The organism is Synechococcus sp. JA-3-3Ab, assembly GCF_000013205.1.
Classification (GTDB): Bacteria; Cyanobacteriota; Cyanobacteriia; order Thermostichales; family Thermostichaceae; genus Thermostichus.
In genome coordinates, this window is record NC_007775.1 from 1,352,009 (window position 1) to 1,366,267 (window position 14,259).

Genomic DNA, 14,259 nt, shown 5'->3' on the forward strand with positions numbered 1-14,259 from the left:
GCTTAACATAGGGTTGATTTCTGTCTGCGAGTTGGAAGCACCTATGGCGCAATCTGGCCTGTTTCCTCAGCCTATCTGGCAACGCCTGTTGATGATCGCCCCTTTTTTCCTGTGGGGCTCGGCGATGGTGGCCATGCGAGATGCCCTCTCCGAGACCACTCCTCTCTTCATGGCCATTCTGCGGCTGTTGCCAGCCGGGATCCTGGTTTTAGCCTTTCGGCTTTGGCAAGGGCGGGCCTCTGCGGCCTCTCAGCCCTGGCATCCCCAGGGGCTGCGGGGGTGGCTGTGGGTCTTGGCCTTTGCCCTGGTGGACGGCACCTGTTTTCAGGGATTTTTGGCGCAAGGGTTGAGAGAGACCGGCGCCGGGCTGGGATCCGTGCTGATCGACTCGCAGCCGCTGGCGGTGGCCCTGATGGCCACCTGGTTTTACCGGGAGCGGATGGGATCCCTGGGCTGGCTGAGTCTGGGGCTGGGCGTGGTCGGTATCAGCCTTATCGGCCTCGGCGGGGAAGGATCCCTGCAGGTGGGGGCCGGCGTGGTCTGGATGTTGCTGGCTTCCCTGTCGATGGCCATTGGCACCGTGATGATGCCGAAGGTGGCGGAGGTGGCGGATCCGGTGTTGGCGACAGGCTGGCACATGGTATTGGGCAGCCTGCCCTTGATCCTGCTCTCGGCGCTAACAGAAAGCGAGCAATGGCAGCACCTGAGCGGCGCCCACTGGCTGGGCCTGCTCTACGCTTCGGTGATGGGGAGCGCCGTGGCCTACGCCCTCTTCTTCTACTTCGCCTCTCAGGAAAATCTCACCGAATTCAGCTCCCTCACGTTTCTCACCCCCATCTTTGCCCTCCTCTTCGGCAGTACCTTCCTGGGCGAGACCCTGACGCCGGTGCAATGGGTGGGAGTGGGCATTACCCTGGTCTGCGTGTATGTCATCAACCACCGGCAGGAGTGGCAGGAGCGCCTGCGCCTGGCCTGGCCAGGGATCCTCTCGGAGCTGGGCCTGGAGTTCAGCACCGTCGAGATCCGCGATGGCCGACCCGACTAAGGGAGCCTTCTCCTAGGGGGGCAGAAACCCCATGGCATCCCGCGCTTTTTGGAGGGTTTGCTCGGCCACGGCACGGGCCTTGGCGGCATTTTCCCGCATCAGCCCGTGGAGGTAGTCGGGGTCACTCGAGAGCTCCCGGTAGCGCTTTTGAATGGGCTCCAGGGTGGCGATAATGCTGTCGGCGAGGAGGGGCTTGAACTGTCCCCATCCCATCTCGGCGCACTCAGCCGCCACCTCCTCCTTGCTTTTGCCGGAGGTGAGCATGTAGATCGTCAGCAAATTGTGGGCCTCCGGGCGTGCCGGGTCGTCGAAGGCAATGCCCCGAATCGAGTCGGTCTTGCATTTTTGGATCTTCTTGCGGATCGTGTCGGGGTCGTCTAGCAAGTGAATGCGGCTGAAATCCGAGGGATCCGACTTAGACATTTTGCGGGTGCCATCGGTCAAGCTCATGATCCGCGCCCCCTGCGGGCGAATCAGCGCCTCTGGGATCACAAACACCTCCCCAAAGCGGTCGTTAAAGCGGCGGGCAATGTCCCGACACAGCTCGATGTGCTGCCGCTGATCCTCCCCTACCGGCACATACTTGGGCTGGTAGAGGAGAATATCCGCTGCCTGCAAAATCGGGTAGCTGAACAGGCCAACACTCGTTTCCTCTCCCTGCTTCTCTTTTTTTTCCTTGTACTGGATCATGCGCTCCGCCCAGTTCATAGGGGTGATGGTGGTGAACAGCCAGGCCAGCTCCGTGTGGGCGGGCACGTGGGACTGCACAAACAGCACACAGTGCTCCAGGCTGAGGCCACAGGCCAGGTAGAGAGCAAACAAAGAACGGGTGCGCTCCCTCAGCAGCTTGGGATCCTGGGGCACAGTAATGGCATGTTGATCCACAATGCAGAAGAAGTTCTCGTAGCGCTCCTGCTCGGCCACCCAGTTTTTAATGGCCCCCAAGTAATTGCCCAGGTGCAACTCGCCGGAGGGCTGGATTCCAGAAAGCGTGCGCGGCTTGGCCATAGGAAAAGCGATCTCAAACGCCAACAAGAGGGAGGACGAGAACCAAGAAAGTCTTTGTTCAGGATATCAAGAGAGCCGCAACCCGTTGGTTTATGAGGGAAGAAAGACAGCAACCCGAAACCATGGCAGACCCGGAGCCAGAACTGCTGCGTGCTGCCAACCACTACGTGCTGCTGATCCCGGGCCTGCCAGAGCAATTTCTCACCCCCGAGGAATTGCAGGAGTTCCTTGTGCGGCTGTTGCAGGAGCACCCCCATCTGGTGGATGCAGATCTGGCCCGCTATCCCACCCCTCAAGCCCAGGCGCAACGGCTCATCGACACGGCCTGTGAGGTGGAGGTCTCCCCTGGCGAAACCGTGCAGTGGCATCCTGTACGCCTGCGCAAGCGCTCCTCAGCTTCTTCTCGCCCCGGCCAGCATCCGGCTTGAGGCCACGCACGGGATCCCATAGGCATGCTACAACCCAAAGAAGAGATACCCTGTCCTGCGCTCTAAGGGGGTCAATCATGCCGCGCAGCATGAAGAACGACAACTTCATCGACAAAACCTTCACCGTCATGGCTGACCTGATCCTGAAGCTGATGCCGGGGGTGAGTCCTGAGCAGAAGAAGGCCTTTGCCTACTACCGGGACGGCATGGCGGCCCAGAGCGAGGGAGAATATGCCGAGGCTCTAGAAAACTACCGAGAAGCCCTGGCCCTGGAGCAAGACGACGAAGACCGCAGCTACATCCTCTACAACATGGGCCTGATCTACCAGAGCAATGGCGAACTGGACAAAGCCCTGGAGTACTACCACCAGGCCCTGGAGCTGAACCCCCGCCTCTGTTCTGCCCTAAACAACATTGCCGTCTTGCTGCACCACAAGGGCGAGCAGAGCCTGCAGGCCGGGGATGAGGAGACGGCAGAGGCCCTGTTCGATGAGGCGGCTCAATACTGGATCCGCGCCATTCGCATTGCCCCCAACAACTACATCGAGGCGCAAAACTGGCTCAAGACCACGGGACGCGCCAACCTGGAGCTGTATTGAGTCTTCCCCCAAGTACCCCAGTTCAGCTAGATTGACCAGAAGTCAAACCTGCTGGCGGAAAGGAAGGATGCTGACACGAGAAGAGGTGCAACATGTTGCCCACCTGGCGCGGCTGGAGCTTACGGAAGAAGAGGAAATCCAGTTTACCGAGCAACTGGCCGATATCTTGGCCTACGTGGAGCAACTGAAAGAACTGGATACGGAAGGGGTAGAGCCCACCTTTCATGTGCTGGATGCGGAGCTGCCCACTCGCCCCGACCAAGTGGAGCCCTACCCCAATATCGAAGGGATCCTGGCCAACGCCCCTGACCGGGCAGACATGTTCTTCAAGGTGCCCCGCATTTTGGAAGGGGAAGACTGACATGGGTCGGCAGGGATTCGAACCCTGGGCCAATCGGTTAAAAGCCGAGTGCTCTACCGCTGAGCTACCGACCCAAGTTTGCAGTTTTGTCATATTAGCAAAGCTTCTGTCACATTCGCAAAGGTTCTGGCCGTATCCCCAAAAATCTTGCTATGCTGGACTCAAGTCAACCCTGGGGCTGTAACGGTTTCGACGGGGTGGCGAACATGGGTTCATGAGGCAGGTCGGGATTGAGCTTATCCCGTTACCACCAGGCTCAAAAAAGTACGTGCGAACAACGTCGTACCCTTTGCTCGTAAAGCGGCTGCTTTGGCTGCCTAAGGCTCAGTAACCGAAAACTTACTCTGAGCTCGAGGATCTGCTCACGACCCCGTTAAGTGGGCGGATCACAGCCCCAACGGGTGCAGCTCTCTACTCTGGCTCCGTCGAGGGAGAGACTAAGATTAGGCGGAGAACTCCCATCGCCGGGATCCAAGCGGCGCTCCCCGCCTCGAGGGTCAAAGAGGCTAAATCTGTGAATGAGTGATCCCTCAGTACCCATCTCGGACACGGGTTCGACTCCCGTCAGCTCCATTTCCCAAAGTTGAACAATGCCCAGAAGTTCCTACACAGCAAGGCTTCTGGGCTTTTTGATATTCTTGACAGCCCACCCAAATCCGTTGGATCCCGATTCGGTCAGCGCGATGAGGGACAGGGGGTGGATATGGCGCTCACTGCTGGTTGGAATGACTCAAGCTGCAGCAGCCTTTGATCTTTGGCGGAGGCGGGGGCACATCCAAAGCCGGGTTGCACTCAAAGAAGCCCAGGGGCTTGAGCATAAAGCCGATGTAGCTAACCGGCATCACTGGCCAGTCCTCGGTGCGGGGGAAGTGATTGCAGCCAAAGCTATACCAGAGCACCAGGCGGGTGTTTTCCAGGGAGCGGTTCGCTTGCGTCCATTGCACCAGCCCTTCGCCACCGGGATGTTGGTTGGGGTAGTTCCCTGCTGGGAACTTCTCGCCGGGATGGTAGGGCGTGGCCCAGAGGTGGTGGGCCAGGTATCCTGCCCGTCGGTACAGCCAAGAGTCGGGGTGGGCCAAAAGCTGGACGTTTTCCCCCGGCATCAGTTTGTAGGCCACCGGCTGCCCCAGGCGATTGTGGCGGTTGGGGTTGACAATCTTCCAGTAGCGCCCCCGCAAGGGATCCACCGTTTGCTTAGCTTCCTGCTCGGTTTTGAGCAGGGTGGAGCGGGCGCGGAAGGCGTTTCCGTAGGGGTTATCCGGCCCCGGCGGCAGCGGCTCGGCATGCACTTCGTAGAGGGAGTTGCCCGGCCCATCCACCGCCATGTCCAGGCGAACGGTGAAAAAGTGCTGGTGGTTGAGACCAGAGAGCTGCGGCGCCACCAAGACGCCAAATTCCGGCTCCTCCCCCGGCAGGGTGGCGCAGGTGTTGATAATGCCGGTGAGCTTGGCCTCGAACTCCAGGGTGCCATCCTGGTAAAAGTACCAGAAAAAGCCGTAGTCGTAGTTGCCGATGGTGGTAAAGAAAGAGAGCACCAGCCGCCGCGAGCGCCGCACCTGGGCTCGCTCCGTGCGCCAGTCGGTGTGCTTCCAGAGCACGCCGAAGTCTTCTTCGTGCATGCAGATGGCGTTTTTGAGGAGCATGGGCTCGCCGCTGTTGCTGGGCAGCCAGGCATCGAAGTAGTAGATCTCCCCCAGGCAGTCGCAGCCCAGGCGCAGGGAATTGGCCTGCATGCCGATGCCGTATTCCCCCACGTCAAAGGCGTTCTTGCGGCAGTGGGGATCGCGGGGATCGCCGTAGGGCACCACCATCTCGGCTACCGAAGCGCGGTAGAGGATAGGACGAAGCCGGCCCTGATCCTCATAGCCCACCTGATGCAGCACCAGCCCCTCGCGGGGGTTAAAGCTGATGCGCAGATCCCACTTCTGCCAGCGGATGTGATGGCCTTCCACCTGGAAGCTCACCCCTTGGGGCTGGGTAATTTCCAAAGGCTTCAAATCTTGGCGAAACTCTTTGAAGAAGATCTCGTCGAAATTGCCATCTTCCGGGGGCAGAGGCCAGGGGCCGCGATCCTCCACCTTGACGACCTGCATTTGGTTGAGGTCGATCCAGGGGTAGAGGCCCTCGATGGGACGGGCATAGCCATTGTCGTAAGGAGAAGTGCGCAGGAAACACAGGCCCCGCACCAGACGCCGCCCCTCTTCTTCCGGGATCCCAAAGTAGCCCACCGTCCAGTAGTCCACCATCACCCGCTCCACATCGGCAATGCCCCGCCGCTGCAGGGCGGCCAGGAATTGGGGATCCGCCTTGAGCAGGCGGTCGCAGGCGTACACCTCATCGTCCAAAAGGGGCGGCTGCATGCCGGGGACGAGCTGCCAAGAGCACACCTGCTGCCGGGAGAGGGAGACCACCGCCTCATACGTGCTGCCCTCGGCGGGATCCAACAGCACCGCAAACGCCTGCCGATCCCAGGGCTGGCCCGGCTGCCACGCTTCCATCCAAGGCCGCTCCGGCTCCTGCAGTTGGATGGTGACGAAGCGGCAGCGGGAAGCAAGAGGGCGCTCCTGACGCAGGATTTTGACCACTTCCCGGATTTCTTCGCCATTTAGGGGATCCAGAGGGTGGCTGGGCCACTCCAGCCGGGAAGCAGAGCCCCTCGACGGGCGATGTCGATAGCGCTCCGAATCGTGCGGAGCAGACTGAGGACTTCGCGGAAGTTCACAAATCACAGAAATAACCTTGAATTCTACAGAAAATGGATTGACTGGGTGACGATCCGTTGAAAAATGCCGCAGGGATCCCCCTGCCCGCCAGCGCAGGTGTTCTGAGCGAGCTCATCAACCAACCAAAACAGGGCAGGGGAGAATCTCGGCAGCGGGACAAATCGCTCCTCGGCTGGCCGCTGTCGCCAGCCGGCAGTTTCGAGAAACGCGGCCAGCAAGAGAACAGGACCAAAGGATGCCAGGAAGAATGCGGCTTCGTAAATCAGCCAACCGGAGGGGGATCCCCGCCCGCTAACCAAAGGAAGAGGGCAGCCGCGCCAACGCAAACCGAACAATATCGAACAATCTCCAGAAACTAACTATAGGCTTCCGGGGGAAGAGATCCCAGCTCAAAATCAGCAGCAATTGCTTTAGGCCAGACGTGGCACAGGACAGCATAAAAAAGAATAAACGCTTCACGCAGGCTGAGGGCAAACCCACCAAGAAGAGGCTTATCTGGCGCCACTCTCTTTTCAAACCCGAACCCATTTCGGCTTGCCCTAACCCCACCTGTCGGAGGGATCCCCAGGGTTGGGATCCAAGGCGCAACTGCTCATCACTATAGCAGAGGCTCCCCCCTCGGCCACAAGCCCTGCCCCGCAGAGCCCACCGCCGCTTTCGACAACCCCCACCCGCGAATTTGAAGTTTAGCTTGGGTTTAAGGTTCGTGTCCCCCAATACATCCCTGAACAGTGTGCTGAAATTATGCCTAAAGTTAAGGATTTCCGACAGGAGGATCCCCCTAATGAAAATCGTCCACAATGAGGCAGGGCTTCTGGAATAACCAACCGTTTTGGTGGGGGGAGATGGCTTCAACTCGATACCGTCTGGTGCCGGTGGGGCCAGGAGACAGCGGCTTTTATCCAGAGCATCTCTATTTGGCTCTGGAAGCCACCCAACTGGGCTACTGGCAACTGGATCTGCGCAGCGGGGAGCTGAGCAGTTCGCCTCAGTGCAAGGCCAAATACGGACGGGATCCCGGCGAGGAGTTCACCCTGGAGATGTTTTTTGAGCGGGTTCACCCGGAAGATCGCCCAAGGGTGAAGGAAGCTTTGCAGTCGGCGGGGCGCAGGGCGACGGAGGGGGATCCCAACTTTTCGGTGGAATATCGGGTTTACCAGGCCGACGGCCAGATGCGCTGGCAGCTTTCCCAGGGGGTTGTCCTGCTGGGGCCGAAAGGGGATCCCAGCCATGTTGTGGGCGTAACGCTGGACATCACCGAGCGCAAGGAACTGGAGGCGGCTTTGGCCGAACGGGAGTGCCACTATCGGCAGATGCTGGAAGCTTTGCCCGACATGCTCTTTCGCCTCGACCGCCAGGGCCGATGTTTGGAGATCAAGCCCCCCAGCAACTTTCCGACGCAGTATCCCCCCGACCATTACTTGGGCAAAACCCCGGAAGAGCTGTTTCCCCCTGGGGAAGCCCAAGCCGTTCGCCAGCATCTGGAGCTGGCCTTTGCCACCCAGCAAATCCAGGAGATGGAGTACTGCTGGACGGAATGCTCTTCTGAGCCTCAGTATCGGCAGGCTCGTTTTGTGCCTTTCGAGAACGAGCAAATGCTGGTGATGGTGAGGGATATTACTGCCCGCAAGCAAGCCGAGCTGAAGCTGCAGCAACAGGTGCAGCGGGAAAAACTGTTCAACCGGCTGATGCAAGCCATCAACGGCTCCCTGGATCTGCCGACCCTCTTTGAGGTAGCCGTGCAGGAAGTAGGCCAGGTTTTGCAGGCAGCGCGGGTTACCCTTTACCAATATCTACCTGAGGAGCGGGTGTGGGTGGCCATTGTCGGCCATGTCCGCTCTCCTGAGGTGCCCAGCTTCCTTCACCTGCGCATACCGGATGATCCAGAGATCCCAGCCATCCAGCAGTTGAAGCGGCTGCAGGTTTTTCACGTGCGGGATCCGCAGCAGGTTGCCGATTCGTTTGCGCTGCAGGAAAGGCAAGACCACCAACTCGGCCCCTGGCTGGGGATCCCCGTGGCCTGCCAAGGAAAGCTTTGGGGCGCCCTAGCCCTAGGGCGCTTGATCTCTGAGCCGGACTGGCAAGCGGAGGAGATCAAGCTGGCCATAGCGATTGGCGATCACCTGGGAGTGGCCATCCACCAGGCCGAACTTTATCAAAAGCTGCAGCAAACCAACGCCGAATTGGATTACCAAGTGCGGGTGCGCAACGGCCAACTGCAGCAAGCCTACGAAGACGAGGCCCTGCTGCAACTGATCACGGAAGAAATTCGCTCCAGCCTAGACGAGCAAAAGATTTTGGAAACCGTGGCGCAAGAACTGGCCCTCAGGCTGGGTCTTTCCGGCTGCAGGATTGCCCTGCACGACCCAGAACGACAGGCCAGCGTTTTGGCGGTGGACTATCGGCCCGACCAAGGGATCCGCCGTTTTCCCCTGGAGATCCCCTTTGCCGATTTTGCCGAGGTGCTCCAGCAGCTTCGGGGTGGGCAGTTCTGCTATTTCAGCAACCTTGGCCACCCCTGCTGGCCCGGCTACGAGCGCCATACCCTGCTGGTGGTTCCCATCTGCGATTTGCGGGATCGAACAGGCCAGCAAAAAGACTCGCTGCTTTTGGGAAATATTTGCGGATCCCGTCCGCCGGGGCAGGTGTTTGGCGAGCGGGAGCAACGCCTGATGCAGCGGGTGGCCGGCCAATGTGCAATTGCCATTCGCCAGGCTCGGCTTTACCAAACCGTGCAGCAGCAGGTGCAGCAGTTGCAGGAGCTCAACCACCTCAAGGACGAGTTTCTGCACATGGTCTCCCACGAGATGCGCACGCCTCTGACCAACATGAAGCTGGCGATTGGGTTTTTATCGAGGGCCAACCTGACCGAGCGGGAACAGCGCTACTTGCAGATTTTGGAGATGGAGACCAACCGCGAGCTGGACTTGATCAACGAGCTCTTGGAATTGCAAGCTATTGAAGCCGGAAATAGGGATCTCAAGCTGACCTGGTTATCTCCTCAAGAGTGGATCCCCAATCTTTCCGAGCCCTTCCGGCTGCGAGCTGCCCAGCAGGGCCAACAGTTCCAGGTGGAATGGGATCCCGACCTTTTGCCCCTCTGCACGGATGAGAGCCTGTTGTCGCGGGTGGTGGGCGAACTTTTGAACAACGCCTGCAAGTACACGCCGGCTGGGGAAAGCATCTGTTTGCGCTTTAGCCAGAGCCATCAACAGGGCCGTCCCGGCTGGCTGATCGAGGTGGGCAATACAGGGGTGGAAATTCCTCCAGAGGCGCTGCCCCGCTTGTTTGAGAAGTTTTACCGTATCCCGCAGTTGGATCGCCGCAAGGCCGGGGGAACGGGCCTGGGCCTGGCGTTGGCCAAAAAGGCTATGGAGATCTTGGAGGGATCCCTGACGGTGGCAAGTCACTCTGGCCAAGTCATCTTTCGAGTGTGGTGCCCCTCTCAAAGTCGAACGCCACAAGCCGGGATCCCAGGCGAATCCACCTAGCGCCTTGCGCAGGACTCGAACCTGCAACCATCGACTTAGAAGGTCGGTGCTCTATCCATTGAGCTAGCAAGGCAAGCTGCAGAGCCATTATATCCTTGGAGGAGTTTCCTCCCTGAGGTCGGCTACGCGGCTTAACCCGCTCTCTTAATGCCCCCCAAGGAGCTTCGTTTGGGGATCCCAGTCGCTAAAGTTATCATGACAAGGTCTTGGTTTGGAGAACCGGGATCTCGATGTCATCGCCTCGCGATCCTAGCTCAGTCGAGGAAAAGAAGGCTGCTCGCGGCTGGGGGTCGGAAAACCCTCCCGGCCTGGAATCTCTCTCTCCGCCAGCCAGGCGCCTGTTGCGCCTCTACCATGGCGGCAGCTTCCTCTTTCTGGGCCTGTTGTGGCTGCTGGTCGGGATCCCCAGCCTTTGGGCGCTGCGGGCAGATATTGTTCGCCTGTGGAACCATTTCACCTGGACAGGCCTGCGCTATGCCCTATTTTACCGGCCCGGCTGGCCCACCTTTGGTTTGCTGCTTTGCGTCAGCTTCACGCTGGGGATCTTGATCGCCCAAAGCCGCTACGAGCTGTTTGGGCTCTATCCTATTGAGCGCTTGATGCTGGAGCGCCAGTCCCGCTGGATTTTGTCTTTGCCCGCCTGGCATCCGCTGCGGCGCTGGCTGGCGCGCACTTAAATGCGCGGAATTTCCCACCGTATAGACGGTGGGAAGGGATAGAGCATAATGAGTTTTCGTCTGTAAACTACCCGGCTCCGACCGCCCCCCCTTCCCCCCCAACCCCCCGTATACGGGGGGCAGGGGGGCGGGGGGATAGGGGGGGTTCCTGCGGTTTCTAGCTGAAAATCTGGAGGTGTTCCGTCCAGGGATCCTCATCCTTGGCCGGGAGGGCAATACGGCAGAGCTAGTGTTCGATGGTCGGGATCGCCGCTTCCCTGGCGGGGTTGCTGGCCGAGGTTCTCCGCGAGCAGCAGGTGCTTTAGGCGTTCGCTCGGCCCGGATCCCTTCAGCGCCGTCTGGAGCAGTGACGTAGCAACCAACTGGCAGCAGCCCGATCGCCTTCATCCCAGGCCAGTCGCTCCACGGCCACCATCACCATCGAGGTAATCACAGCCTCGCTCAGGTGGCGGGAACGCAAGCGCTGCACGGCTGAGGTGGCGGCCTCTAGGTCGCGTCTGCGGATTGCACGCAGCAGCTCATCGGACATAGACAAGGCCAACTCGCCCCACTACCTTTCTACCGCAGGAGCCAGAACCTCCCCTTCTCCTTCACCTTCTTGTCAGATAACGCAAAAGTTTGTCTGGCTTCCCCAAAATCTCTTAAAGAACATCGGCGAAATTGTTGGAGAAATCGTTACACTTTCTTCGTCTCTGGCGTACACTACCCGGCTCCGACCGCCCCCCTTCCCCCCCAACCCCCCATATACGGGGGGCAGGGGGGCGGGGGGATCTAGGGAGGTACAGGGCGGGGCTCCTGCGCTTTCTAGCTGATCATCTGCCATAATTACAAGAGCGGGATGTAGCGCAGCTTGGTAGCGCATCTGCTTTGGGAGCAGAGGGCCGCAGGTTCAAATCCTGTCATCCCGATGGGGCCGGTAGGGGAAGCGCTAGGGGTCTCCGAGCGCTCGGCCAAACTGGTGGCAGGAACCTCAGCAGGCCAGATCCCATCCCAGGCAAGCTTGCATCACCTGGCCCAAGAGGTATAGGGATCCACAGATAACCGCGGGCGGCTCGTCGAGGTCAGCCGGCTGCTGCAGTTGGGCTTGTAAAGCGGCAAGATCCGGCAGCGCCTGGACAGAGCGAAGATGGGGCTGCAAGATCTGGGCCAGGTGGGCCAGTTCTTGCGGATGGGTTCCGGCGTGGCCGAAGAGGGGCAGGGCGAAGAAGCGATCCCCCGGCCGCAGCAGGGTGGCGAGCATGCCCTTGACGTCTTTGGTGGTGAGAATGCCCATATACCAGGTGAGGGGGCCGGGCTGGTGCTCATCTAGGTAGCGGCGCAGCGCCTGGGCGGCGGGCAAGTTGTGGGCCCCATCCAGCAGCAGCTGGCGGGAGCCAATTTGCACCCACTGTAGGCGACCCGGCCAACGGGTGAGGGCAAATCCTTTCTCGACAGCGACATCTGGGATCCGCCAACCCTGTTCCTGCAGGGTCTCCACAACGGCCAGAGCTACCGCCCCATTGATCAGTTGCACCTCACCGGCAAGAGGCAGGGTAAGCACCTGATCCCGCCAGCAGACAGTCTGAGGACCGGCCCAGTGCAGGGGCTCCACCACCCGCAGGGGGCTGCCCGTCTGCTCGGCTCTAGCCCGGATCACGGCCATCACCTCAGGGGGTTGGGGCGCGCACACAGTCGGGATCCCCGGCTTGAGAATGCCGGCTTTTTCAAAGGCAATTTGCGCCAGGCTGTTGCCCAGACGCTGCCAATGATCCCAGCCGATGGAGGTAATGGCGGTCACTACCGGCTCGATGCCGGCGTTGGTGGCATCCAGCCGCCCCCCCAGCCCCACTTCCATCACGGCAATGTCCACCTTCTGCTGCCGAAAGTACAGCCAGGCAGCGGCGGTAATGGCCTCGAACTGGGTGGGGGAAGCCTCGCCTGGAGCGTAGGTCTGCAGGCAATCTCGCACTTGGGCCAACACCCGGCTCCAGTCGCCTGGCGAAATGTACTCGCCGCTCAGCCAGATCCGCTCCCGCCAATTGACCAGGTGGGGAGAGGTGTAGCGACCGACGCGATAGCCCGCCGCCCACAGCGCGTGGCTGACCCAGGCGCAGACGGATCCCTTGCCGTTGGTGCCGGCCACGTGGATGGCTGGGATCCCCGCCTGCGGCTGGCCCAGGCGCTGCAGCAGAACCTGCATGCGATCCAGGCTGAGATCGACGCCAAAGTGGCCCAGCGACTCCAGAAACCCAGGCCAATCCCAGGTTGAGATCCCACCCATTGGCGACAGGGTATTCAGGCTCAAGCTTCACCTCAACTCGGCACTTCCTCACTGGCGCCAAAAGCTGTCAAAGGTTCACCACAAAAGCGTCGCGAATGCCCGGCTGCTTGAGCACCTCTTCTAGGATTCCATCCGGCAGGGGATCATCCAGGCTGAGCACCATCACCGCATCGCCGCGGATGATCTTGCGCCCCACCTGCATGCTGGCGATGTTGACGTTGTAGGCCCCCAGCAGGGTGCCAATCCGCCCGATGATCCCCGGCATATCCCGGTGCAAGGTCATCAGCATGTTGGCCGAAGGCGGCACATTGACCGGGAACTCGTCGATCTGGGTAATGCGCACCTCCCGCTCCCCAATCAGCGCCCCCGAGACGGAACGCACCCCATTGGGGCCGTGGGCAATCAACGTCAGGGATCCGGAGTAATCCTTCAAAGAGGGATCTCGCGTCTCCACCACGCGAATGCCTCGTTCCTTGGCCTCGATGGAAGCATTGACGTAGTTGACGCGCTCCCGCAGAGCCAGCGTCAAAAGCCCCTTGAGCGCGGCGATGACGATCGGCTGGCCATCTTTTTCCGCAAGGGATCCCTGGAGGCGGATCTCCAACTGGCTCACCCGATCCCCCGCCAACTGGCCCACTAAGTTGCCCAAAGTTTCCGCCAAGTCCAGGTAGGGCTTGAGGCTTTGCAGCACCTCCGCCTGCAGGCCAGGGATGTTCACGGCAGAACGGGCAGGCAGCCCCAACAACACATCGCGGATCTGCTCGGCTACGTCGATGGCTACGTTGACCTGCGCCTCCTCGGTAGAGGCCCCCAGGTGAGGTGTCAGCAGGATCTCCTTGCCCAAGGAAAGGAGAGGTGAGTCTTTGCTGAGGGGCTCGTCGGCAAAGACGTCCAGGGCCGCCCCCGCAATTTGGCCGGACTTGAGAGCTTCATAAAGGGCTTGCTCGTCCACCAAGCCGCCGCGGGCACAGTTGATCAGGCGGGCGGTCGGCTTCATCATGCGGAAGGTCTCAGCGTTGAACAGGTTAGTGGTCTCAGGGGTCTTGGGGACATGCAGGGTGATGTAGTCTGACTCCTGCACCAAGGTTTTGAAATCCACTAGGCGCACCCCCAGTTGCTCCGCCCGCTCCATCGAAAGGTAGGGATCGTAGGCCAAAAGCCGCATCCCCATCGCCTTGGCAATCTGGGCCACATGGGATCCAATGCGACCCAATCCCACAATCCCCAGCGTTTTTTTGTAGACTTCTACCCCGACAAACTCCTGCCGCTTCCATTGGCCCGCTTTCAGAGAGGCATTGGCATCGGCGATGTGGCGGGAGAGGGCCATCATCAGAGCGATGGCGTGCTCGGCGGCAGCAATCGTATTGCCCTCAGGGGAGTTGACCACCAGGATCCCAGCTTTGGTGGCGGCAGCCACGTCGATGTTGTCCACGCCCACCCCCGCCCGACCGATGATTTTCAAGTTCGTCCCCGCCTCGATCACCTCGCGGGTGACCCGCGTGCCGGAGCGCACCATGATGGCGTCGTAGTTGGGAATGACCGCGATCAACTGCTCCGGCGTAAGGTCGGTTTGCACATCCACCTGGGCCACTTGGGAGAGGATGTCGATCCCCGCCTGATCGATGGGATCCGTGACGATAACTCTGGGCATAAGCGACGATAGCCTA

Annotated in this window: 11 protein-coding genes, 3 tRNA genes and 1 other RNA gene; 8 read left to right on the top strand and 7 right to left on the bottom strand. The window is 60.2% G+C overall.

Translation table 11 applies throughout. The features are described from left to right. Positions 1-43 precede the first annotated feature (43 nt). Complete coding sequence (locus CYA_RS06315) at positions 44-1,045, top strand: DMT family transporter (RefSeq protein ID WP_049749747.1); 1,002 nt, start codon at positions 44-46, stop codon at positions 1,043-1,045. Between the two features lie 12 nt (positions 1,046-1,057). Here the strand turns inward: CYA_RS06315 and trpS are convergent, their stop codons facing one another. Further along, on the bottom strand, positions 1,058-2,053 hold the full coding sequence (gene trpS, locus CYA_RS06320; RefSeq protein ID WP_011430194.1) for a tryptophan--tRNA ligase: 996 nt from the start codon (positions 2,051-2,053) through the stop codon (positions 1,058-1,060). Positions 2,054-2,145: 92 nt separating this feature from the next. On the opposite strand from trpS, the gene CYA_RS06325 reads away from it, so the two are divergent. From CYA_RS06325 to gatC, 3 genes are all read left to right on the top strand, one after another. Further along, complete coding sequence (locus tag CYA_RS06325) at positions 2,146-2,481, top strand: chlororespiratory reduction protein 7 (protein ID WP_011430195.1); 336 nt, start codon at positions 2,146-2,148, stop codon at positions 2,479-2,481. A 77-nt stretch (positions 2,482-2,558) separates the two neighbouring features. Continuing rightward, positions 2,559-3,080: a photosystem I assembly protein Ycf3 gene (locus tag CYA_RS06330; RefSeq protein WP_011430196.1), complete on the top strand. Its 522-nt coding sequence runs from the start codon at positions 2,559-2,561 to the stop codon at positions 3,078-3,080. Between the two features lie 67 nt (positions 3,081-3,147). Continuing rightward, positions 3,148-3,441, top strand: a complete 294-nt coding sequence (gatC, locus tag CYA_RS06335) for an Asp-tRNA(Asn)/Glu-tRNA(Gln) amidotransferase subunit GatC (protein WP_011430197.1) — start codon at positions 3,148-3,150, stop codon at positions 3,439-3,441. A 2-nt stretch (positions 3,442-3,443) separates the two neighbouring features. Here gatC and CYA_RS06340 read toward each other — a convergent pair. Next, positions 3,444-3,515: transfer RNA gene (locus tag CYA_RS06340), tRNA-Lys, on the bottom strand. Between the two features lie 100 nt (positions 3,516-3,615). Between CYA_RS06340 and ssrA the strand changes: the two genes are divergently transcribed. After that, positions 3,616-4,017: a transfer-messenger RNA gene (ssrA, locus tag CYA_RS14080) on the top strand. Between the two features lie 134 nt (positions 4,018-4,151). On the opposite strand, the gene CYA_RS06345 is transcribed toward ssrA, so the two are convergent. Further along, positions 4,152-6,170, bottom strand: coding sequence for a primary-amine oxidase (locus CYA_RS06345; protein ID WP_011430198.1), 2,019 nt, complete (start codon positions 6,168-6,170; stop codon positions 4,152-4,154). Between the two features lie 839 nt (positions 6,171-7,009). Between CYA_RS06345 and CYA_RS06360 the strand changes: the two genes are divergently transcribed. Beyond that, a complete protein-coding gene (locus CYA_RS06360; RefSeq protein ID WP_011430200.1) occupies positions 7,010-9,655 on the top strand; it encodes a PAS domain-containing sensor histidine kinase in 2,646 nt (881 codons plus the stop codon). Here CYA_RS06360 and CYA_RS06365 read toward each other — a convergent pair. After that, positions 9,656-9,728: transfer RNA gene (locus CYA_RS06365), tRNA-Arg, on the bottom strand. 157 nt (positions 9,729-9,885) lie between these two features. Between CYA_RS06365 and CYA_RS06370 the strand changes: the two genes are divergently transcribed. After that, positions 9,886-10,332, top strand: coding sequence for a hypothetical protein (locus CYA_RS06370; RefSeq protein WP_011430201.1), 447 nt, complete (start codon positions 9,886-9,888; stop codon positions 10,330-10,332). Between the two features lie 328 nt (positions 10,333-10,660). Here the strand turns inward: CYA_RS06370 and CYA_RS06375 are convergent, their stop codons facing one another. Then, positions 10,661-10,861 (bottom strand): hypothetical protein, encoded by a 201-nt coding sequence (locus CYA_RS06375; RefSeq protein WP_041438291.1) that lies wholly within the window; start codon positions 10,859-10,861, stop codon positions 10,661-10,663. Between the two features lie 305 nt (positions 10,862-11,166). On the opposite strand from CYA_RS06375, the gene CYA_RS06380 reads away from it, so the two are divergent. Then, positions 11,167-11,240, top strand: a tRNA-Pro gene (locus CYA_RS06380). 62 nt (positions 11,241-11,302) lie between these two features. Here the strand turns inward: CYA_RS06380 and CYA_RS06385 are convergent. Next, positions 11,303-12,616, bottom strand: coding sequence for a bifunctional folylpolyglutamate synthase/dihydrofolate synthase (locus CYA_RS06385; RefSeq protein WP_228375485.1), 1,314 nt, complete (start codon positions 12,614-12,616; stop codon positions 11,303-11,305). Between the two features lie 43 nt (positions 12,617-12,659). Then, complete coding sequence (gene serA / locus CYA_RS06390; RefSeq protein WP_011430204.1) at positions 12,660-14,243, bottom strand: phosphoglycerate dehydrogenase; 1,584 nt, start codon at positions 14,241-14,243, stop codon at positions 12,660-12,662. Positions 14,244-14,259 lie beyond the last annotated feature (16 nt).